Source organism: Enterobacter cloacae complex sp. 372C4 (genome assembly GCF_050030615.1).
Lineage (GTDB): Bacteria > Pseudomonadota > Gammaproteobacteria > Enterobacterales > Enterobacteriaceae > Enterobacter > Enterobacter intestinihominis.
In genome coordinates this window covers 2,469,338-2,490,194 of the sequence record NZ_JBLGUQ010000001.1, presented here as the reverse complement: position 1 = coordinate 2,490,194, position 20,857 = coordinate 2,469,338, and the positions used below count along the sequence as shown (strand labels likewise).

26 protein-coding genes are annotated in these 20,857 nt (G+C 54.4%); 8 read left to right on the top strand and 18 right to left on the bottom strand.

Translation table 11 applies throughout. The features are described 5' to 3' along the window. Positions 1-51: 51 nt before the first annotated feature. From ACQG11_RS12005 to ACQG11_RS11990, 4 genes are all read right to left on the bottom strand, one after another. Positions 52-456, bottom strand: a complete 405-nt coding sequence (locus ACQG11_RS12005; protein WP_046621024.1) for a hypothetical protein — start codon at positions 454-456, stop codon at positions 52-54. Further along, positions 434-850 (bottom strand): polymorphic toxin type 44 domain-containing protein, encoded by a 417-nt coding sequence (locus ACQG11_RS12000; protein WP_071892806.1) that lies wholly within the window; start codon positions 848-850, stop codon positions 434-436. Before ACQG11_RS12000 ends, ACQG11_RS12005 begins: the two co-directional genes overlap by 23 nt. Further along, a complete protein-coding gene (locus tag ACQG11_RS11995; RefSeq protein ID WP_108367491.1) occupies positions 847-1,338 on the bottom strand; it encodes an Hcp family type VI secretion system effector in 492 nt (163 codons plus the stop codon). Before ACQG11_RS11995 ends, ACQG11_RS12000 begins: the two co-directional genes overlap by 4 nt. Positions 1,339-1,607: 269 nt before the next feature. Beyond that, positions 1,608-1,814, bottom strand: coding sequence for a DUF1107 domain-containing protein (locus ACQG11_RS11990; protein ID WP_003856054.1), 207 nt, complete (start codon positions 1,812-1,814; stop codon positions 1,608-1,610). Between the two features lie 324 nt (positions 1,815-2,138). Here ACQG11_RS11990 and ACQG11_RS11985 point away from each other — a divergent pair, with 324 nt between their 5' ends. Continuing rightward, complete coding sequence (locus ACQG11_RS11985) at positions 2,139-2,696, top strand: YtfJ family protein (RefSeq protein WP_017383934.1); 558 nt, start codon at positions 2,139-2,141, stop codon at positions 2,694-2,696. Here the strand turns inward: ACQG11_RS11985 and cysQ are convergent. Then, positions 2,690-3,430: a 3'(2'),5'-bisphosphate nucleotidase CysQ gene (gene cysQ / locus ACQG11_RS11980; RefSeq protein ID WP_022646848.1), complete on the bottom strand. Its 741-nt coding sequence runs from the start codon at positions 3,428-3,430 to the stop codon at positions 2,690-2,692. The two genes, ACQG11_RS11985 and cysQ, sit on opposite strands and share 7 nt — an antisense overlap. A gap of 190 nt (positions 3,431-3,620) precedes the next feature. Between cysQ and ACQG11_RS11975 the strand changes: the two genes are divergently transcribed. Next, positions 3,621-5,564: a bifunctional 2',3'-cyclic-nucleotide 2'-phosphodiesterase/3'-nucleotidase gene (locus ACQG11_RS11975; protein WP_426728384.1), complete on the top strand. Its 1,944-nt coding sequence runs from the start codon at positions 3,621-3,623 to the stop codon at positions 5,562-5,564. A gap of 93 nt (positions 5,565-5,657) precedes the next feature. Here the strand turns inward: ACQG11_RS11975 and ACQG11_RS11970 are convergent, their stop codons facing one another. Next, the gene (locus tag ACQG11_RS11970) at positions 5,658-6,044 is read right to left on the bottom strand and encodes a winged helix-turn-helix transcriptional regulator (RefSeq protein ID WP_022646846.1); all 387 of its coding nucleotides are present in this window, start codon (positions 6,042-6,044) and stop codon (positions 5,658-5,660) included. 84 nt (positions 6,045-6,128) lie between these two features. Here ACQG11_RS11970 and ACQG11_RS11965 point away from each other — a divergent pair, with 84 nt between their 5' ends. The 3 genes from ACQG11_RS11965 to ACQG11_RS11955 all read left to right on the top strand — a co-directional run bounded on the left by ACQG11_RS11965 (position 6,129) and on the right by ACQG11_RS11955 (position 8,924). Next, positions 6,129-6,977 carry an SDR family oxidoreductase gene (locus ACQG11_RS11965; protein WP_426728383.1) on the top strand — a complete coding sequence of 283 codons (849 nt, stop codon included), beginning with the start codon at positions 6,129-6,131 and terminating at the stop codon, positions 6,975-6,977. Between the two features lie 81 nt (positions 6,978-7,058). Continuing rightward, the gene (locus tag ACQG11_RS11960; RefSeq protein WP_023299151.1) at positions 7,059-7,883 is read left to right on the top strand and encodes an AraC family transcriptional regulator; all 825 of its coding nucleotides are present in this window, start codon (positions 7,059-7,061) and stop codon (positions 7,881-7,883) included. A gap of 75 nt (positions 7,884-7,958) precedes the next feature. Continuing rightward, a complete protein-coding gene (locus ACQG11_RS11955; RefSeq protein WP_063150717.1) occupies positions 7,959-8,924 on the top strand; it encodes a DMT family transporter in 966 nt (321 codons plus the stop codon). Between the two features lie 80 nt (positions 8,925-9,004). On the opposite strand, the gene ACQG11_RS11950 is transcribed toward ACQG11_RS11955, so the two are convergent. Further along, positions 9,005-10,651, bottom strand: coding sequence for a methyl-accepting chemotaxis protein (locus ACQG11_RS11950; protein ID WP_023299149.1), 1,647 nt, complete (start codon positions 10,649-10,651; stop codon positions 9,005-9,007). A gap of 245 nt (positions 10,652-10,896) precedes the next feature. Between ACQG11_RS11950 and ytfE the strand changes: the two genes are divergently transcribed. Next, complete coding sequence (ytfE, locus tag ACQG11_RS11945; protein WP_023299148.1) at positions 10,897-11,559, top strand: iron-sulfur cluster repair protein YtfE; 663 nt, start codon at positions 10,897-10,899, stop codon at positions 11,557-11,559. Between the two features lie 86 nt (positions 11,560-11,645). Here ytfE and cycA read toward each other — a convergent pair whose 3' ends face one another. Then, complete coding sequence (gene cycA, locus ACQG11_RS11940) at positions 11,646-13,055, bottom strand: D-serine/D-alanine/glycine transporter (RefSeq protein ID WP_426728382.1); 1,410 nt, start codon at positions 13,053-13,055, stop codon at positions 11,646-11,648. Positions 13,056-13,369: 314 nt separating this feature from the next. Then, the gene (gene fklB / locus ACQG11_RS11935; protein ID WP_022646839.1) at positions 13,370-13,990 is read right to left on the bottom strand and encodes an FKBP-type peptidyl-prolyl cis-trans isomerase; all 621 of its coding nucleotides are present in this window, start codon (positions 13,988-13,990) and stop codon (positions 13,370-13,372) included. Between the two features lie 231 nt (positions 13,991-14,221). Between fklB and ACQG11_RS11930 the strand changes: the two genes are divergently transcribed. Next, positions 14,222-14,860: an OapA family protein gene (locus ACQG11_RS11930; protein ID WP_032625204.1), complete on the top strand. Its 639-nt coding sequence runs from the start codon at positions 14,222-14,224 to the stop codon at positions 14,858-14,860. A 46-nt stretch (positions 14,861-14,906) separates the two neighbouring features. Here ACQG11_RS11930 and ACQG11_RS11925 read toward each other — a convergent pair whose 3' ends face one another. From ACQG11_RS11925 to rpsF, 5 genes are all read right to left on the bottom strand, one after another. After that, positions 14,907-15,836: a DMT family transporter gene (locus ACQG11_RS11925; RefSeq protein ID WP_426728381.1), complete on the bottom strand. Its 930-nt coding sequence runs from the start codon at positions 15,834-15,836 to the stop codon at positions 14,907-14,909. A 152-nt stretch (positions 15,837-15,988) separates the two neighbouring features. Continuing rightward, positions 15,989-16,438 carry a 50S ribosomal protein L9 gene (rplI, locus tag ACQG11_RS11920; RefSeq protein ID WP_006810372.1) on the bottom strand — a complete coding sequence of 150 codons (450 nt, stop codon included), beginning with the start codon at positions 16,436-16,438 and terminating at the stop codon, positions 15,989-15,991. Positions 16,439-16,479: 41 nt separating this feature from the next. Next, positions 16,480-16,707 (bottom strand): 30S ribosomal protein S18, encoded by a 228-nt coding sequence (gene rpsR, locus ACQG11_RS11915; RefSeq protein ID WP_000135199.1) that lies wholly within the window; start codon positions 16,705-16,707, stop codon positions 16,480-16,482. Between the two features lie 4 nt (positions 16,708-16,711). After that, positions 16,712-17,026, bottom strand: a complete 315-nt coding sequence (priB, locus tag ACQG11_RS11910) for a primosomal replication protein N (protein ID WP_022646836.1) — start codon at positions 17,024-17,026, stop codon at positions 16,712-16,714. 6 nt (positions 17,027-17,032) lie between these two features. After that, complete coding sequence (gene rpsF, locus ACQG11_RS11905; RefSeq protein ID WP_003856034.1) at positions 17,033-17,428, bottom strand: 30S ribosomal protein S6; 396 nt, start codon at positions 17,426-17,428, stop codon at positions 17,033-17,035. Positions 17,429-17,768: 340 nt separating this feature from the next. Between rpsF and yjfY the strand changes: the two genes are divergently transcribed. Next, complete coding sequence (yjfY, locus tag ACQG11_RS11900) at positions 17,769-18,044, top strand: DUF1471 family protein YjfY (RefSeq protein ID WP_023299144.1); 276 nt, start codon at positions 17,769-17,771, stop codon at positions 18,042-18,044. Positions 18,045-18,177: 133 nt separating this feature from the next. On the opposite strand, the gene ACQG11_RS11895 is transcribed toward yjfY, so the two are convergent. From ACQG11_RS11895 to ulaC, 4 genes are read right to left on the bottom strand one after another with little or no spacing between them, the layout of a single operon-like run. Beyond that, positions 18,178-18,864 (bottom strand): L-ribulose-5-phosphate 4-epimerase, encoded by a 687-nt coding sequence (locus ACQG11_RS11895; protein ID WP_045621040.1) that lies wholly within the window; start codon positions 18,862-18,864, stop codon positions 18,178-18,180. Continuing rightward, positions 18,857-19,717, bottom strand: coding sequence for an L-ribulose-5-phosphate 3-epimerase (locus tag ACQG11_RS11890; RefSeq protein WP_319854874.1), 861 nt, complete (start codon positions 19,715-19,717; stop codon positions 18,857-18,859). The genes ACQG11_RS11895 and ACQG11_RS11890 overlap by 8 nt, the downstream gene beginning before the upstream one ends. 9 nt (positions 19,718-19,726) lie before the next feature. Further along, entirely contained in the window at positions 19,727-20,377 is a 651-nt protein-coding gene (gene ulaD / locus ACQG11_RS11885) for a 3-keto-L-gulonate-6-phosphate decarboxylase UlaD (RefSeq protein WP_022646832.1), read from the bottom strand. A gap of 12 nt (positions 20,378-20,389) precedes the next feature. Next, on the bottom strand, positions 20,390-20,857 hold the full coding sequence (gene ulaC, locus ACQG11_RS11880) for a PTS ascorbate transporter subunit IIA (protein ID WP_003856024.1): 468 nt from the start codon (positions 20,855-20,857) through the stop codon (positions 20,390-20,392).

The following is a 20,857-nucleotide window of genomic DNA, read 5'->3' as shown; positions in this document are numbered from 1 at the left end:
GGGCAGCGGTGAGCTGCCCTTTCTTTTACCCTCCGAGATTCACTCTAAATTTTAAAAAGGTGATGAATTCAAATAGATAAGCGTTGAGTAAGATATATTGCTAAATTGATAAATTTTACCACTGACTGTGATATATATAGTGTTTTCTTCACTCTCTACTTTTGCTTCAGGATCCGTAGTTATCAGAAATGGAGCATACCCGTTCCTGACATCGCCTAAAAAAGCTTCTTCCGATTTTTTTGACGACGCCAAATAATATTTATATACATTCGAAGTCGTAGCTCCCGCATTGCTTTCTGTAATATACAGTACGGAAACCTTCCCGATATTTTCTTTGCGAATAATGTCTTGCTCAATATAGAGAAACTCATCAACAGCACGCCATATGCCATAAGAAGAGATCAGGATTGCGAGTAATATATAAATTTTCTTCCTAGAAACCAGCACGCTGAGCATAGTCTATCCCCGCTCTAATCCATGTTTGATCTGTAGGATCATCGCCATGAGGATCTGGTCCTTTATTGTTCTCAAAATCAGGAGAACTCGTTCCCGCCAGAATCTGAGCGATACCTGCACCTCGTAGCAATATCTCAGGTTTTATACCAGCAGCAATACCCACCGCTCCATAATGAAAGTTGCCGAAATTTTCGTATTGCCTGCCTAATTGATTTTTATAATCCCAGGGGCCATGCCCTCGAACCTGCTTGTAAAACCAAAGATATGTTAACGCTGATGGACCACGGTGAAAACGAGCTATCATCATGTTACTTACAACTGATACACCTAAGGGGGAGAAGGAAGATATATCATAGGGAGGATGAGGATTAACTGTACTTACCGGATATCTCATTGTTTACCCCTTTCATTCCAGCTATCTGAAAAAAGCAGGTTTCCGTCACAATGTTTCCATGTAATTTTTTCATAACGTATTTCTACACATTCAAGATGATTATGCTTCTCCTTTAATACATCTTTTGTATCATGCATTATTGGTGAAACCCCAACAATAGTGACGTTCTCTAAAAGCATGTTATTATATTCAACTTCTTGCCCCGCATCATTAATACGATACCATTTAAACTCTGCGCTTATTAATTTCTGGCCTGTACAAACGGCCTTAAATAGATAGGGAGAAGAGGAATCAAACTCTTTCAAAAAAATGATGCTGGAATGCTTCCTTGTTCCTGTAATTTTCCCTGTCAATGGATCAGTAGGAATTGATACGTTATGTGAAAAACCATTAACCTCTATACTTGACTCTCTTCCTTGAACATCTACTGCCCCCTTAATTAACGCACCACCATCATCTTTCAGCCATAAATAAGCAGGAATAGCCATCATCTAACTCCTTTTCAAAGTGAGATGACCATTGTTCCTGCGTAACGAGATAAGTCCAATAAACAGTTAATGCTTTAATGTCCTATATCAACGGTTACAGGCTGAAAAGTAATTTTAGATTAACTTAATAAAACAGTGTGAAATATATTCACATCCCAGAAAGGCTGTGTGAAATATCCAGAACATGAATATATGTAAAACTACGGCTACAAACATCAACGGCTCCCATTGGGAGCCGTCTTTTTAACTACTACTGCATAGCACGTTGGTTAAGCCATCTCAGTTTGCAGACGCATAACCTGACGGTTGACTTCGGACATCACAGACAAGTGCTGTTTGTCCTTCACTTTCGGGATAAGGATTTTGCCCTTATCGAACTCAAAAGCGCCAACATCCTTGATATACAACCGTCCACGGAACAGGATCTTCACGTACTTCGCCACCTGAAGCGGGTTGTAGCGTTGGAAAATTTTCATTCTTGTATCTCCTGCGAATCATACGCCCTTGCGGTGCCACAATCGGCCCGACTGTCCTGAGCGCAAATTTTGATGCCCAATGACTATAGACCAGAACCTCGTACTTACCCAGTGTGCATAAGTTTATTTACCGTTTGATTACAATTATTCAGAATAATCTTTGCAAAGCGTGATACAGAGCAGTATATGCCGTCGTTTTTGCGTGGATATGTGCGTTCGCCCGCAAACTGGCATCGGGATTGCGGGAAAAGCCCATTGATCGCACTTATGATTAAAAGCGCATGACCAAGTGGTCGGATCACCTGCTCACAATAAGGAAACACCATGACCCTACGTAACCTCCTGGCAGCAGCTTGCCTGTTGCTGCCGCTGATGGCTTCCGCACACAACATTGAAAAAGGACAACGTGTCCCGCCGGTCGGCATTGCTGACCGGGGAGAATTGATTCTCGACAATGATAAGTTTAGCTATAAAGCCTGGAATAGCGCGCAGCTTGCGGGCAAAGTGAGAGTTGTACAGCATATTGCCGGACGTACATCCGCTAAAGAGAAAAACGCCACCCTCGTGGAAGCGATCAAGGCCGCAAAACTCCCGCACGATCGCTACCAGACCACCACCATCGTGAATACCGACGACGCGATTCCCGGCTCCGGGATGTTTGTGCGCTCAAGCCTTGAGAGCAATAAGAAGCTCTATCCCTGGTCGCAGTTTATTGTCGACAGCAACGGCGTGACGCGTAAGGCGTGGCAGCTGGAAGAAGAGAGTTCAGCGATTGTTGTGCTGGACAAAAACGGTCGCGTACAGTGGGTTAAGGACGGCGCGCTGACGCAGGATGAGGTGCAGCAGGTGGTTGCCCTGCTGCATAAGCTGCTGACTCAGTAAAGTGACACCCTGAAGCCAGGATTGAGGAATGACTCGCGCGGGGTGTAGTCCAGTGGCTTACCCTGCCAGTCATGCACATGCGCGCCAGCGGCCGCAGCCACCGCATGCCCTGCCGCCGTATCCCAGACGTTCGTCGGCCCGAAACGGGGGTACAACTGCGCCTGCCCTTCCGCCACCAGACAGAACTTCAGCGACGAGCCGATCGACGTCGTCTGGTGTTCCCCCAGCTGTTGCAGGTACTCCTCCAGCTCGCTGTCGCTGTGCGAGCGGCTGATCACCACCAGCGGAGGACGGGCATCTCGCACCTGGATCTGCTTACGCACGCCGCACTCTTCCTTCCAGGCTTTACCTTCCGCCGCGCTGTACATCACCTTCATCACCGGGGCATAAACCACGCCAAGCACCGCCTTTCCTTTTTCAATCAGGGCGATATTCACGGTAAATTCACCGTTACGCTTGATGAACTCTTTCGTGCCGTCCAGCGGGTCCACCAGCCAGTAACGCTGCCAGTGCTGACGTTCGTCCCAGCCCTGGGGCGCTTCTTCAGAAAGGACCGGAATATCCGGCGTCAGGGTCTGCAAACCTTTCAGGATCACCGTATGCGCCGCGATATCCGCCGCCGTCACCGGGGAGTCGTCCGCTTTGCTGACAACATCCATCGGTTTCGCACCGTCGTACACCTGCATAATGGCATCACCCGCATCCCGTGCGAGCTGACAAATTTGATCTAACATTCTCCACCTCTTCGTTAACGCAGTGGGCATAACTTATTGTTTTAGTTATATCGTAATGTGAACAATTCCGCTATCTGTGAAGCAATTCTGGTTTCAGCGTTCTTTTTTCTGGCAGCATTCACACTTCTGTAAGCAACAAATACTACATACATACTCTTTTGTGGCTTGGATCGAAAAAAGGACTCCTCAGATGATTAAGTTTAGCGCAACGCTCCTGGCAACGCTGATTGCGGCAAGCGTTCAGGCAGCGACGGTGGATCTCCGCATTCTGGAAACCACCGATCTGCACGGCAACATGATGGACTTCGATTACTACAAAGATACGCCTGTCGAAAAATTCGGACTGGTACGTACGGCAAGTTTGATCAACGCCGCCCGCGGTGAAGTGAAAAACAGCGTGCTGGTCGATAACGGGGACTTAATTCAGGGCAGCCCGCTCAGCGACTACATGGCGGCGAAGGGGCTGAAGAAAGGCGAGATCCATCCTGTTTATAAGGCAATGAATACGCTGGACTATGCCGTCGGCAACCTGGGCAACCACGAATTTAACTACGGCCTGAAATACCTGCACGATGCGCTGGCAGGGGCAAAATTCCCGTACGTTAATGCCAATATCATCGACGTTAAGACGAAAAAGCCGCTCTTTACCCCTTACCTGATTAAAGAGACCGAGGTTGTCGACCAGGACGGTAAAAAACAGATGCTGAAAATCGGCTATATCGGCTTTGTGCCGCCGCAGATCATGACGTGGGATAAAGCCAACCTCGACGGGAAAGTAACCGTCAACGACATTACCGAAACGGCGCGCAAATACGTGCCGGAGATGCGGGCGAAAGGTGCAGATGTGGTGGTCGTTGTGGCCCACTCTGGCCTCTCGGCCGACCCGTATCAGGCGATGGCTGAGAACTCCGTGTATTACCTCAGCCAGGTACCGGGCGTGGATGCGATCCTGTTTGGTCACGCCCACGCCGTCTTCCCGGGCAAAGATTTCGCCAGTATCAAAGGCGCGGACATCGAAAAAGGGACGCTCAACGGTGTGCCATCGGTGATGCCGGGCATGTGGGGCGACCACCTTGGCGTGGTAGATCTGGTGCTGAATAACGACAGCGGGAGCTGGAAAGTCACGCAGTCGAAAGCGGAAGCGCGTCCGATTTATGATGCCGCTGCAAAAAAATCCCTGGCCGAAGAAGATAAAAAGCTGGTCGACGTCCTGAAGCATGACCACGACGCAACGCGTGAATTTGTCAGCAAGCCGATCGGTAAATCGGCTGATAACATGTACAGCTTCCTCGCGCTGGTACAGGATGACCCGACCGTGCAGGTAGTCAACATGGCGCAGAAAGCCTATGCCGAGCACTATATTCAGGGCGATCCGGATCTGGCCAATCTGCCGGTTCTGTCTGCCGCGGCGCCATTCAAAGTGGGCGGGCGTAAGAACGATCCGGCCAGCTACGTTGAGGTGGAAAAAGGCCAGTTGACCTTCCGTAATGCCGCCGATCTCTACCTCTATCCCAACACCCTCGTGGTGGTGAAAGCCACCGGGAAAGAGGTGAAGGAGTGGCTGGAGTGCTCTGCCGGACAGTTCAACCAGATCGATCCGCACAGCAGCAAACCGCAGTCGCTGATAAACTGGGACGGTTTCCGCACCTACAACTTCGACGTGATCGACGGCGTGGAATATCAGATTGATGTAACCCAGCCCGCGAAATATGACGGCGAATGTCAGGCCATTAATCCGCAGGCAGAACGCATCAAACACCTGACCTTCAACGGCAAAGCGATTGATCCGAATGCCTCTTTCCTGGTGGTGACCAACAACTACCGCGCCTATGGCGGTAAGTTTGCCGGTACGGGTGACAGCCACATCGCCTTTGCCTCGCCGGATGAGAACCGTTCGGTGCTGGCGGCGTGGATTAGCGCGGAGTCGAAAAAAGCGGGTGAAATTCATCCGGCGGTGGATAACAACTGGCGTCTGGCGCCGATCCACAGCGACACGACGCTGGATATTCGCTTTGAGACATCACCGTCCGATAAAGCAGCCGCGTTTATCAAGGATAAGGCGCAGTATCCGATGAAACAGGTCGCGACGGATGATATTGGGTTCGCGATTTATCAGGTGGATTTGAGCAGGTAGCGATGATTGTGCCGGGTGGCGCTTGCGCTTACCCGGCCTACGGGATCGAGGATTGCGGGTAGGCCGGGTAAGGCGAAGCCGCCACCCGGCATTTCATGCCGCACGATCGTCCCGATTCGCCATCACCTTCGGCGTATTCACCTCAATCCAGTCAGCCAGCGCGGCCACCTTCTCGCTCACCTCCAGCCCCATCGGCGTCAGGCTATATTCCACGTGCGGCGGCACAACCGGATAAGAAACGCGATCGACAAACCCGTCCTGCTCCAGCGCCTGAAGCGATTGGGCCAGCATCTTCTCGCTCACACCGCCCAGCTTGCGGCGCAGATCGCTAAAACGATGCGTCCCCTGACGTAACGCCACCAGGATCAGCACGCCCCAGCGGCTGGTAACATGTTTGAGCACTTCCCGTGACGGGCACTGTTCTGCGAAGAGATTGCCATCGCGCATTTGCTCGCTGAGCGTCGGTATCGGTGTTTTCATACTTACCTTTTTGTGCGTACTTACTAAAAGTTAGTTATGGTGATAGTGTGCCACAACACCAGACAAACACGAAGGAGATTCATCATGATCGCGATTACCGGCGCAACCGGCCAGCTTGGCCAACACGTTATTGAAGAACTGCTGAAAACCGTTCCGGCCAGCCAGATCGTGGCTATTGTGCGTAACCCGGCAAAAGCCGACGCCTTAAGCCAGCGGGGAATTGTGGTACGTCAGGCGGACTATACCGACCAGGCCGCGTTCACCACCGCCCTGAACGGCGTGGATAAGCTGCTGCTTATCTCCTCCAGCGAAGTGGGCCAGCGCGCCGTACAGCACCAGAACGTGATAAACGCCGCCAAAGCCGCCGGGGTGAAATTCATCGCCTATACCAGCCTGCTGCATGCGGACAGATCCCCGCTGGGTCTGCACGTTGATCACGTCGAAACCGAAAATGCACTGGCGGCTTCAGGCGTGCCTTACGCCCTGCTGCGCAACGGCTGGTACACCGAAAACTACCTGGCAAGCGCGCCGCCAGCGCTGGAACACGGCGTATTTATAGGTGCCGCAGGCGAAGGCAAAATTGCCTCTGCGACCCGTGCGGATTACGCGGCGGCTGCGGCAAAAGTGATTTCTGAAGAGGGTCACGCCGGCAAGGTGTATGAACTGGCAGGTGACAATGCCTGGACGCTGAGCGAACTGGCTGCGGAGCTTAGCAAGCAGAGCGGTAAGCCGGTAACGTATCAGAACCTCAGCGAAGCCGATTATGCCGCTGCACTGAAAGGCGTTGGTCTGCCTGCCGGGCTGGCGGAGATGCTGGCGGATTCCGATACCGGTGCGTCCAAAGGCGGCCTGTTTGACGACAGCCGTACCCTGAGCAAACTGATTGGCCGTCCGACCACGCCGCTGGCGGAGAGCATCAAAGCCATTCTGTAATTGTTAAGAATTGGTTATTTTTTGTGGCATCCCTTCGGGTCATCTCGGATAATGAAGCGATGACCCACAAGGAGGCTCACCGTGCAAGGCGTACCGGAACAGTTTACTGATGAGAGAGACAGCGCGCGCTTTCGCCATCTGGCGCAGTTGCCGGGTCTGGAGCTATATCACGCGCATATTGCTGACTACGCCTTTGAGCCTCACACGCATGAAGCCTTCGGTATCGGCACCATTGAAACCGGTGCCGAACGCTTCCGTTACCGCGGAACCCAACACTTAGCCGCTGAAAAATCGGTCGTGACCATGAACCCGGACGAGATCCACACGGGCGAATCCGCCACCGAAGGCGGCTGGCGCTACCGGATGGTCTATATCGAACCCGACCTGCTGGAAGAAGTCACCGGCCTGCGCCACTGGTGGTTTAGCGACGTGACCCGCCACGACCCGCTGCGCTCGCAGCAAATTGGCCAGCTGATTTACGGCCTTTGGCATACGAACGATGCGCTGGCACAAAAAGGGTTGCTGCTGGATCTGATTGAGACGTTCCAGCCGCTGGCCCGTCACGCGCCGGTAGCCCGGGAGGGCGCGCACCGCTTCGAGCGCGTTCGCGACTATCTGCACGACAACTATATGCGCGCGCTCACCCTGGACGAACTGGCGAGCGTCGTGTCGCTCAGCCCGTACCATTTCCAGCGCCAGTTTAAGGCCCATTTTCACGTCACCCCACACCAGATGCTGATGGCCATCCGGCTGTGGCGCGCCAAAGCATTCCTCACCCACGGCATGCCTGCCGCCGAGGTGGCCGCCGCAACGGGGCTGACCGATCAGTCTCACCTGACCCGCGCCTTTACCCGCCGCTACGGCATTACGCCCGTGCGTTACCAGAAGCAGGTTTCGCCGCGCTAATGCGCAACCTCATACAATACGCGTGCATCTGTGCCTCCTACACTGGCTACAACATGTATTACTGTGGACGAAAAGATGATTAGCGGCGTGTTGTATGCCCTGCTTGCAGGGTTGATGTGGGGGCTGATTTTCGTCGGCCCGCTGATTGTGCCGGAGTACCCGGCAATATTGCAGTCGACCGGACGCTATCTGGCGCTGGGGCTTATTGCCGTGCCGCTGGCATGGCTGGGGCGTGCGCGTCTGCGCCAGCTGAGTTGCCAGGACTGGCTCACCGCGCTGTGGCTGACCATGATGGGTAATCTTATCTACTACGTCTGCCTGGCCAGCGCCATTCAGCGTACCGGTGCGCCGGTGTCGACCATGATTATCGGCACGCTGCCGGTGGTCATTCCGGTTTTCGCAAACCTGCTTTATAGCCAGCGTGACGGCAAACTGGCGTGGTCAAAAATGGTGCCTGCGCTGGTATGCATCGCCGTGGGGCTGGCTTGCGTGAATATTGCCGAGCTACGCCACGGCCTCGAAAACTTCAGCTTGTGGCGTTACGGTTCTGGGATCTTTCTGGCGGTTATTTCGGTTGTCTGCTGGGCCTGGTATGCCCTGCGCAACGCACGCTGGCTGCGGGAAAACCCGGATAAGCATCCGATGATGTGGGCGACGGCGCAGGCGCTGGTCACGCTTCCTGTCTCGTTGCTGGGCTATGTGGGTGCATGTATCTGGCTGGGTAGCCAGCATCCGGATTTCGCCCTGCCCTTCGGACCGCGCCCGTGGGTATTCGTCGGGCTAATGGTCGCCATTGCCGTGCTCTGTTCGTGGGTTGGCGCGCTGTGCTGGAACATTGCCAGCCAGAAGCTGCCGACGGTGATACTGGGGCCACTGATTGTCTTTGAAACGCTGGCCGGGCTGCTCTATACCTTCCTGATGCGCCAGAGCGTGCCGCCGCTGCTAACGGCCTGCGGGATCGCGCTGCTGGTCGTTGGGGTGGTGATTGCGGTGAGAGCGAAGCCGGAAAAACCGATGGTCGTTCCGGCGTCGGAGGGGTGAGCTTTTCGACCAGCGGCGCTTAGCTTGCAGGGCCTACAAAACCGTAGGCCGGGTAAGCGTCAGCGCCACCCGGCACAGTATCAGAACGTTTCCCAGTTCGCTTCAGACGCCGCTACGGGCTGCGCTTTAGGTGCATAGGTCTTTACCGGCGCGGCTTTCACCGCCTGGTTACGGGTGATCTTAAACACCGCCACCGCGTCGTTCAGGCGCGCGGCCTGATCTTCCAGCGCCGCCGCCGCCGCCGCAGACTCCTCCACCAGCGAGGCGTTCTGCTGGGTAACGCGATCCATCTCCGCCACCGCCTGGCCCACCTGGTCGATACCGCGGCTCTGTTCGTCGGAGGCCGACGCAATCTCACCCATGATGTCAGTCACGCGCGTAACTGCATTGACGATCTCTGCCATCGTCGCGCCCGCTTCATTTACCAGCTGAGAGCCCGCGTTAACGCGCTCGCCGGAATCATCGATCAGGGCTTTGATCTCTTTCGCCGCCTGAGCGCTGCGCTGGGCAAGGGTACGCACCTCACCCGCGACAACCGCGAAGCCACGCCCCTGCTCGCCCGCACGCGCCGCTTCTACCGCCGCGTTCAGCGCCAGAATATTGGTCTGGAAGGCAATGCCATCGATTACGTTGGTAATTTGCGCAATTTTGCTGGAACTGGTGGCGATTTCGTCCATGGTGCGCACCACGCCTTCTACCACATTTCCGCCCTTCTTCGCGGTGGAGGAGGCGTCCAGCGCCAGACGCGACGCCTGACGCGCGTTATCGGCGTTTTGCTTCACGGTGGCGGTCAGCTGTTCCATGCTGGCTGCCGTCTCTTCCAGAGAAGCGGCCTGCTGCTCTGTGCGGGAAGAGAGATCGTTGCTGCCCGCCGAGATTTCACCCGCGCCGGTGTAGATGGTATCTGCGCCTTCACGCACTACGCCCACCGTGTTGGCCAGCGCAGTCTGCATCTCCTGAACGTTGCGCGCCAGGATCGCCATTTCATTTTTACCCTCAGCCTGAATCGGCTGGGTTAAATCCCCTGCCGCAATGGCGCGGATATGGCTGATCACCTCTTCCAGCGGCAGCAGCAGCACGCGGCGCATCGCAATCCAGCTGGAAATAATCACCGCGATCACCAGCAGCATCACCGCAGAGAGGATCCACAGAATGCGTTTGTAGTCGCTTTCATTGTCCTTGATGCCTTTGTCGGTGAGCGCGGCCTGCGCCTCCCGCCACTCGCGATAGACCTTTTGCATCGCGGTCTGCTTCTGTTCGGCATTTTGTTTGAACATATCTTCCAGATTGCCCTGCCCCAGCAGAACGTTCATTTGCGTCAGCGTGGCGGAGTAGATGCGGTAGTGCTCTTCCAGCCTGTCGGCCAGGTGCTCGTCCATACCTGGCGTTTCCGGCAGCGCGTAATATTTATCGTAATGTGTCTGGGCATCAGCCAGCAGGTTTTTCGCGGTATTGACCAGCTCGTTCAGCTGCCCGCCGTTAATCTGCGACGCCATGCTGCTTTGCAGACGCAGCATGCCGCGGTTAAGGGTAACACGCGCCTGATTCAGGCTGATCCAGGCGTCGGTAAACTCCGCGACGTTCTGGCTGGAAAGCTGAGAAACGGTGAAGTTCTCTTTGTCGTTATTGAGCGCATTAATGAAAATGCCGGCGGAGATCAGTTGCATGATGCCGAGCACAAGCAGCACCGAAATCAAAAGAGTAATGACTTTTATACGTTTAAACATGCGTTGCCTTTTTTATATACAGGTATTGTCTGACCTGTATCTATCGGCACGCGCGGCAGGTTGTTTACTGTTTCTCCACCTTTAAAAACTTTCGAAAGCCCTTTTCTGCATTCAATCAGCAAGTTAAAAGCACGATTTTTTTGTGATCCCCTTCTCATTTTTACCCTTGCCTCTAAAGGGTTATAGTATCCACATAAAGATGCATTTAAAATGCATCTTATATTCCTGATGATGAGGTAACTGCTATGGCCTTCCGCGACCAACCCTTAGGCGAGCTGGCGCTCTCCATCCCTCGCGCTTCAGCGCTGTTCCGTAAATACGATATGGATTACTGCTGCGGCGGTAAGCAAACGCTGGCGCGCGCAGCGTCGCGTAAAGAGCTGGATGTAGAAGCTATCGAAGCGGAGCTGGCTAAGCTGGCAGAACAGCCTGTCGACAAAGACTGGCGCACCGCGCCGCTGGCTGAAATCATCGACCATATCATTGTGCGTTACCACGACCGTCACCGCGAACAGCTGCCGGAGCTGATTTTACAGGCCACCAAAGTTGAGCGCGTTCACGCCGATAAACCTTCCGTACCGCGCGGCCTGGCGAAATACCTGACCATGCTGCACGAAGAACTATCCAGCCACATGATGAAAGAGGAGCAGATCCTCTTCCCGATGATCAAACAGGGCATGGGCAGCCAGGCAATGGGGCCAATCAGCGTGATGGAAAGCGAACATGATGACGCCGGCGAACTGCTGGAAGTGATCAAACACACCACCCACAATGTCACACCGCCGCCAGAGGCGTGCACCACCTGGAAAGCGATGTACAACGGCATCAACGAGATGATCGACGATCTGATGGAACACATCAGTCTTGAGAATAACGTTCTGTTCCCGCGTGCATTATCGGGTAAATAAAAAAGCCCGGTGGCGCTAGCGCTTACCGGGCCTACAACGTCCTCGAACGTAGGCCGGGTAAGCGTCAGCGCCACCCGGCAACATGCTTAACGCATGCCTGCCATCCGTTTCTTACCGATAAACAGCCAGCCCAGCCCCAGCGCGATAAACCACAGCGGCGTGACGATCAGCGCCTGACGGGTATCTTCTTCCAGCGTCAGTAGCACCAGCACGAAGACGAAGAACGCCATACACACCCAGCACATCAGCTTGCCCAGTGGCATCTTGTAGATCGACTTCTCATGCAGATGTGGACGCTGTTTGCGGTACACCAGGTATGAGCAGAGGATGATGGTCCAGACGAACATAAACAGGATCGCCGACACCGTGGTGATCATCGTGAACGCGCCGATTACGCTCGGGTTAACGTAGAGCATCACCACACCGCCCAGCAGACAGATGCAGGAGAAGGTCAGCCCTTTCGCCGGTACCGCACGTTTAGACAGTTTGGCGAACGCGCTCGGGGCAACGCCCTCCTGCGCCAGACCAAACAGCATACGGCTGGTGGAGAAGACGCCGCTGTTCGCGGAAGAGGCCGCAGAGGTCAGCACCACGAAGTTAATCAGGCTCGCGGCAGCGGGCAGCCCCACCAGCACGAACAGCTCGACGAACGGGCTCTTGGTTGGCACTACCGAGCTCCATGGCGTCACGGACATAATGATGATCAGCGCGAACACGTAGAACATGATGATACGCAGCGGAATGGAGTTGATCGCGCGCGGCAGGGATTTCTCCGGATCTTTAGTTTCCGCCGCCGTGGTTCCCACCAGCTCAATCCCGACAAACGCGAACACCGCAATCTGGAAACCGGCGAAGAAGCCGCTGATGCCTTTCGGGAACCAGCCGCCATCATTCCACAGATGGGCAAACGAGGCCTGAACGCCAGTTGGCGACTGGAAGTGCGTCAGCACCATTACCAGCCCGACGACAATCAGCGCGATGATGGCGACGATTTTGATCATCGCGAACCAGAACTCCATCTCACCGAACATTTTAACGGTCGCGAGGTTGAGGCTCAGCAGCAGGACAATCACCGCCAGCGAGGCCACCCAGTCCGACAGGCCGGGGAACCAGAATTGGGCGTAGGCCGTAATAGCGACAACATCCGCCATGCCGGTAACCACCCAGCAGAACCAGTAGGTCCAGCCGGTAAAATAGCCAGCCCACGGGCCGAACAGGTCTGACGCGAAGTCGCTGAAGGATTTGTATTCGAGGTTCGAGAGCAGCAATTCACCCATTGCACGCATCACGAAAAAGAGCATAAAACCGATGATCATATAAACGAAGATGATCGACGGGCCTGCAAGACTGATGGTTTTGCCCGAGCCCATAAACAGCCCTGTGCCGATGGCGCCGCCAATGGCAATGAGCTGAATGTGACGGTTCGTGAGATTTCGCCGTAGCGACTGTTCAGACGTCGCCTCTTCTGCGGCGGCGACTTTGACCTGATCTACCATGTGATATTTTCCTGTTTATGCCTGTCTGTGTTGTTAAGGCTCTTCTGGCCTTTAAATACGCCAAATAAATGACGGTCCCTTTGTAAGGGCTTATCGATAGTAGGTAAGAATCGGCGGGATGAATACTATGATTTGAATATTATGTTAATAATATGTTGAAAGTGAGTGTCATATCACTCATACAGCGCGAAACAGCTCACAAAAATACACGTAACAGTTTCGTTTGCAATACAAAATGTTGATTCCGTCGTAACTCCAGGTTTTATCGCTATTTTCCTCTCCCCGATCGGAGAGAGGAAAATAAGAAAAACCGATTACAGGATTTCCAGCAGCTCGACTTCAAACACCAGGGTGCTGAATGGCGGAATGGACGCGCCAGCGCCACGCTCGCCGTATGCCAGGTTGTGCGGGATAGTCAGTTCCCATTTTGAACCTACTGGCATCAGGGTCAGGGCTTCGATCCAGCCTGCAATCACGCCGTTGACCGGGAATTCAGCCGGTTCGCCACGCGCGACGGAGCTGTCGAACACGGTGCCGTCGATCAGCTTACCGGTGTAGTGTACGCGAACGTGGTCGGTACGCGCCGGGATTGCGCCATCACCCTGATTGATTACGCGGAACTGCAAGCCGGACTCGGTGCTGTTCACGCCTTCACGCTCACGGTTCTCTTCCAGATATTTCACGCCTTCTGCCGCCATCTCTTCGAAACGCGCGCGACGTACAGTGTCAGCACGTTCGTGGATTTCACGCAGCGCACGGTGCACAACGTCAACCGGCACAGCGGGCTGCTTGCCTTCCAGCGCGTCAGCGATACCCGCCACCAGCGCTTCCGGTAACAGACCTTCCAGGCCGGATTCGCTCAGCTGCTGTCCTACCTGCAAGCCGATGCCGTAGCTTGCCTGCGCTTCGATAGTGTCAAAAGTCGGGGTGGTCATGGGTTTTCCTTCCATCACATTTAAAGTAGCGGGCAGCATATCAGCCATGCCCTTATGGGTAAAACTTTGTCTTAAGTAAAGGTGACAAACTGCGACGAAACGGAAACAATAGTAGCCGTCAGGATTTTCCCTAATATATGTCACGAAAGCTGGCTTTGTTACGCCCATCAGGCAGTTAGCAAACTACACTTCTCAGGACAGGATAAAAAGACGCGGAGCAGGAGGAGAGCCATGCCCGGGCGATTTGAACTGAAACCTACCCTGGCGAAAATCTGGCATGCGCCGGATAACTTTCGCATCATGGACCCGCTGCCGCCTTTGCACCGCAGAGGCATTATCATCGGCGCGTTGCTGATGGTCATCGGTTTCCTGCTTCCTTCCGGCAGTGACAACGTTGATACCGGGCCGGTAAGCCGCAATGCTGAGCTGGATATCCAGTCGCAAAGCCAGCCGCAGCCTGATTCACAGCCGATGCAGACGCAACTGGTCACACCGTCTAACGATCCGGGCCAGGTTGCGCCGGTTGAGCCTGAACCTGTTCAGGAAGATCAGGAGCAGGCCGCCGCCCCTTCAGAGCCACAGGCGCAACAGCCCACCGGCATTGAGCAGCAGTGGCGTTCGTATCGCGTAGAGCCAGGGAAAACCCTTGCTCAGCTGTTCCGCGACCACAATCTGCCGGCAACGGATGTGTATGCCATGGCGCAAGTCGAGGGGGCTGGCAAGCCGCTCAGCAACCTGCAAAATGGTCAGATGGTGCAGATCCGCCAGAATGCCAGTGGGGTGGTGACCGGGTTAACGATCGATACCGGAAACGGGCAGCAGGTACTGTTTACCCGCCAGCCGGACGGCAGTTTTATCAGAGCACGTTAATAGCCCAGGCCGGGTAAGGCGAAGCCGCCCCCCGGCACTTTTGTTCTCAGGCACGACGTTTATTCACCCACCAGATCCCCGAGCAGACCAGCACCAGCGCAATCGCGTATTTGATGTCCAGAATGTCTTCGCCGAGGAATATGGCGGAGAGCACCGTTCCTGCTACAGGTATGACAAAGTTGAACGGGGCAATCATACTCACGCGGTTCACTTTCAGCAGCGCGCTCCACAGGGCGAACGCCACGGATGAGAGCAGCGTCAGATACCCCAGCACGGCGACGGCCTTCATGCTGTGCACCTCCAGCGCCCCGCCCGTGGCATAGCCTCCCGCAACCAGTGCCGCCCCGCCTATCGCCAGCTGCCATCCCGTCATCACCGTCGGGTCAACGGTCTGGGAAATGCGTTTCCCGTAAAGCGTGGCCGCAGAGAGAATAAAGGCCGCCAGCACCACAAATCCGTCACCTTGCCAGACAAACTGGAAATCACTTAACCCGCCGTGGAAGTTCACCAGCATCACGCCGGTAAAGCCCAGAACACAGCCCAGCGTTTTGTTATAGCTGAGTTTGTCGTTGTGGTAGATAAAGTGCGCCAGCAGCACGCTGAAGAAGGTCCCGGTGGCATTCATGATCGAACCGTTCACCCCGGTGGTGTAAGCAAGGCCGATATAAAAGAAGGTGTACTGGATGGAGGTCTGGGTCAGCCCGAGGATCGTGAGCTGACCAAACTGCGTGGGTGTGAGCCTGCCAATCGGTTTACGTTGGGCCAGGGCAAAGAGCAGCAGCAACGCACCGGCAAACAGAAAACGGTATCCAGCAAAGACGACTTTGGACGGAATATCATCGGTCGCGATCTGGAAGAGTTCGTAGCCGCTTTTAATGGCCGGGTATGAGCTTCCCCAAAGCAGACAGCAGAGCGTGGCGCAGGCATAGGCCACATTTCGACGGGCAAAGACGGGCGTGGGCAGAGCGGTATCCATGACAAATCTCATAAATAAAATTGCGTTTCAATTTATTATCAGAGAATGCATCAGGAATAGCGACCTTACAATCGCAAAACATGACGTAGGGTCACGCTAAAAAGCAAAACGCCGGCACAAGGCCGGCGCTTCGACGTGAGCAGAGTAAAAAATTACTCAGCTACTACGTTAACAACCAGTTTAGCGAACACTTCGCTGTGAACCTGGAAGTCAACTTCGTGCTCACCAGTGGTACGCAGAACGCCGTTCGGCATGCGAACTTCGCTCTTAGCCACTTTAACGCCTGCTGCAGTGACTGCATCAGCGATATCGCGGGTACCGATGGAACCGAACAGTTTACCTTCATCGCCAGCTTTAGACGCGATGGTAACGGTGCCCAGTGCGTTGATTGCTTCAGCGCGAGCGTTAGCAGCCGCCAGAACGTCAGCCAGTTTGGCTTCCAGTTCAGCACGACGTGCTTCGAAAAACTCTACGTTTTTCTTAGTAGCTGGAACAGCTTTACCCTGTGGTACCAGGAAGTTACGAGCGTAACCCGCTTTAACGTTTACCTGATCACCCAGGCTGCCCAGGTTTGCTACTTTATCAAGCAGAATAACTTGCATTACCTTATCCTCTTAAAGTCGTATTAATGGACCGTGCCCGATTACTGATGACGATCAGTGTACGGCAGCAGAGACAGGTAGCGAGCGCGTTTGATAGCGCGAGCCAGCTGACGCTGATATTTTGCACGAGTACCGGTGATACGGCTTGGGACAATCTTACCGCTTTCGGTGATGTAGTTTTTCAGCGTTGCGATATCTTTATAGTCGATCTCTTGAACGCCTTCCGCGGTGAAACGGCAGAACTTGCGACGACGGAAATAACGTGCCATTTGGCTAGTCTCCAGTATCTATCAAATCAATCTGCTCGGCATGCAGAACCATTTTGCTCAGGCCGTTCTTTGCCTTGTGGCAAGAGATGAACCCCTGAACGATTACTGCACTACCGACCGTTAAACTGTGAGTAATGGCCTGGTTTTCGTGTCCGCTAATGATAACGGGCATTTGGCACCACGCCTGCCGGTGAAACCCGGCTTCCTCTTGCACAGAACGATGCTCAAGCACGAACTGGCAATGCGGAATTCCTGATGGGCTGACCTTTCGAAGGGGGGTCCTGCACACGGTGCCGGACAACACCAGACGGTTGGTCATCAGAAATTACTCTTCAGAATCCCCAGCATCAGAATCATCTGCGGTTTCGTTTGCGAAATCATCGCGACGCTCACGGCGCTCGTCTTTCGCTTTAACCATCGGAGATGCTTCGGTCACTGCGTGTTTGGTACGCATAACCATGCTGCGGATAACGGCATCGTTGAAGCGGAAGGTAGTTTCCAGCTCATCAATCACTTCCTGCGGCGCTTCAACGTTCATCAGAACGTAGTGAGCTTTGTGCAGTTTGTTGATTGGGTAAGCCAGCTGACGGCGGCCCCAGTCTTCCAGACGGTGGATCGTGCCTTCTGCACCAGTGATGGCAGCAGAGTAACGCTCGATCATACCCGGAACCTGTTCGCTCTGGTCAGGATGGACCATAAAAACGATTTCGTAATGACGCATCGAATTGCTCCTTACGGATTATTCAGCCTCCTGTCTGGGTCAGCCGAGGCCCGGGGAGGCAAGGAACGTGTTAAAGGTCGGCTGAAAAATTGACGCGTCATAATACTTGCGCGCCCCGCTAAACACAAGGTGATTGCACAAATAATTCGCACAAAGGGTAAAGCTGTTCTAAGTGGGTGATTTAAAATCTCACTTATCAGAAACGCTGTTTTTTTGAACAACACCATCAGAAATGGTCACCCATCGCAACCCGAGTAGCGATTACACTTTAATCAGAAGCCTTAAGCAGAGAAGGAGAGCATTACCCCATATCACAGCACGCAGTCGTGGAGCGCATATCATGAAAAGAATCGCATTCGCCATTTTGGCTGCGCTTTTGCTCAGTGCAAACGCGATGGCAGCCATCAAGATAGACAGCCGACAGGCCAGAAACATGGATGATGTGCAGAGCTTAGGCGTTATTTACATCAATCATAACTTCGCCACTGAAAGTGAAGCAGATCAGGCGCTTAATGAAGAAACCGATGCGCAGGGCGCAAAATACTATCACGTCATACTGACACGTGAGCCCGGCAGCAACGGCAATATGCGCGCCAGTGCAGATATTTACCAGTAACGCTTTATCGCCAGCACCAGGAAAGCCAACGAAAATCATAGCTATATATGATTGCCCCCTGCCGGGGGCTTTTTTTATGAATGGCTCCGGAATACCACCGGTTACAACTGTTTCGGTATTCCAGAGCACTTATTCACTTCTGCCCGTAATAAGCATTCGGGCCGTGCTTACGCATGAAATGCTTGTTCATCAGATAATCATCAATGCCCTGAAGCTGTGGGTTAATGCCGCGCGCAATCCACGCCATCCGAGCCACCTCTTCCATCACCACCGCGTTATGCACGGCGTCATGCGCATCTTTACCCCAGGAGAATGGACCATGCTGGAACACCACAATACCCGGCGTATGCAGTGGTTCCGTCTCACCCAGCGTTTCGATAATGACCCTGCCGGTGTTAAGTTCGTACTCGCCTTCGACCTCAGCCTGCGTTAACGCCCGCGTGCAGGGAATATCGCCGAAGAAGTAGTCCGCGTGCGTCGTACCCAAAGCAGGGATCGCCAGCCCGGCCTGTGCCCAGGCGGTGGCGTGCGTGGAATGGGTATGCACAACACCACCCAGGGACGGGTAACGCTGGTACAGCGCCAGATGGGTTGCCGTATCTGAAGAAGGACGCCATTTGCCTTCAACAACGTGTCCTTCCAGGTCAACCACCACCATATCGTCCACTTTCATGGCGTCATAGGCCACGCCGCTCGGCTTAATCACCACCAGCCCCCGATCGCGATCGATGGCGCTTACGTTGCCCCAGGTAAACGTCACCAGTCCATAGCACGGGAGATCCATATTGGCCTCAAAGACCTGCTGTTTCAGCTTAAGCATGTTCCGCCTCCAGTAAGCCTGCCCGCGCCATGCGCTCGCGCACCCAGTCCCGGGCTTTCGCCACTTCTGCCGCCGGGTCGTCCGCGGTTTCGCTCCACATCTCAATCAGGTAAGGTCCGCAATAACCTGTCTGTTTGAGCGTCTGGAAGCACCGTTCGAAATCCACCACCCCGGTGCCGAACGGTACGTTTTTAAACACGCCGGGACGGGTATCTTTTACGTGCACCGCCACGATATGCCCGATGCCCGCCTGAAGCTCCATCTGTACGTCGTTATCCCATGCCGACAGGTTGCCGATATCCGGATAAAGCTGGAACCACGGATTGTTCAGATAGTGCGCGTAGCCCAGCGCCTTGCTGATGGAGTTCATCAATGGATAATCCATGATCTCCATCGCCAGCGTCACCTGCGCACGGCTTGCCATCTCAACGCTCTCTTTCAGGCCGTCACGGAAACGACGGCGCGTCTCATTGTTGGCTTCCTGATAGTAAACATCGTAACCCGCCAGTTGGATCACGCGGATGCCAACATCCTGTGCAAAGCGAATGGCTTTACGCATGATCTCCAGCCCTTCGGCGCGTACGGCATCATCTTCGCTGCCAAGCGGAAAACGACGGTGAGCGCTCAGGCACATGGACGGCACGCGCACGCCGGTTTCGGCAATGGCGCTCACCAGCGCCAGACGCTGGTCGCGGCGCCAGTCCAGGCGAGAAAGACGCTCGTCCGTCTCATCCACCGACATTTCGACAAAATCGAAACCCAGCTGCTTCGCCAGCTGTAACCGCTCCAGCCAGCACTCCCCCGCAGGGAGTGCCTTTTCATAGATGCCAAGCGGGACCTGTTTTGACAACATACCCGCTCCTTAACCCCAAAGCTGAGCGATTGAGCGTTTAAACTGACGCGCAGCTTCCACCGGAGATTCCGCATCGCGAATGCTACGACCGGCAATAAAGACGTGGATTGGAATACCCTTGAACAGCGGCAGATCTTCCAGCGCCAGACCACCGGTCACGGTCACTTTGAAGCCCATATCGGCCAGGCGTTTGATCGCGTTGATATCAGCTTCGCCCCACGCCACACCTGCGGCCTGCGCATCACGGCTGCGGTGATAAACCACCTGCTGGATACCCGCTTCGCGCCACTCCTGTGCCTGCTCCCAGGTCCAGAAGCCGGTCAGTTCAATCTGCACGTCGCCGTTGAACTCTTTCGCCACGTCCAGCGCGCCTTTCGCAGTGTTGATATCCGCACAGCAGATCACGGTGACCCAGTCGGCGTTGGCTTCAAAGCACATGCGAGAGAGAATTTTGCCCGCATCGGCAATTTTGGCATCCGCCAGCACGATTTTATGCGGATAGAGCGCCTTCAGGTCACGAACCGCACGAACGCCTTCGCCCACGCACAGAATGGTGCCGACTTCGATGATGTCCACCTCTTCCGCAATCAGACGGGTGGTTTCGTAAGCGTGAGACAGCGTCTGGTTATCCAGCGCGACCTGCAACATTGGTAATGACATTTTCAATTCCTCTTAAACGGCCGCCGCAGTGGCGTTATCAATTAAATCCAGCACGTCCTGCGCGGTACGGCAGGCACGTAAACGGTCAAAATTAGCTTCGTCATCAAACAGGTTAACGATCTGCATGATGCCCACCTCCTGGTGGGTGTTGGCATCGACAGCTGCCATGGTGATCAGAATGTCGACCGGGTCGTTATCTTCGTGGTTGAACACCAGCGGGGTTTTCAGCGTCACCAGCGCAAAACCGGTTTTCTTGACACCCTCTTCCGGGCGGCCATGCGGCATTGCCAGCCCCGGGGCAATCACAAAATAGGGGCCGTGCTGCGCCACGCCATCCAGGATGGCCTGGTAATAACGCGGCTCGACAACGTCCGCCTTAACCAGCAGGTCCACGCTCAGCTTCACCGCTTCCTGCCAGGTACTGGCTTCGGCCTGTAAAAGGATGGAGTTATTCTCAGCCAGCGAATCACGTAGTTTCAT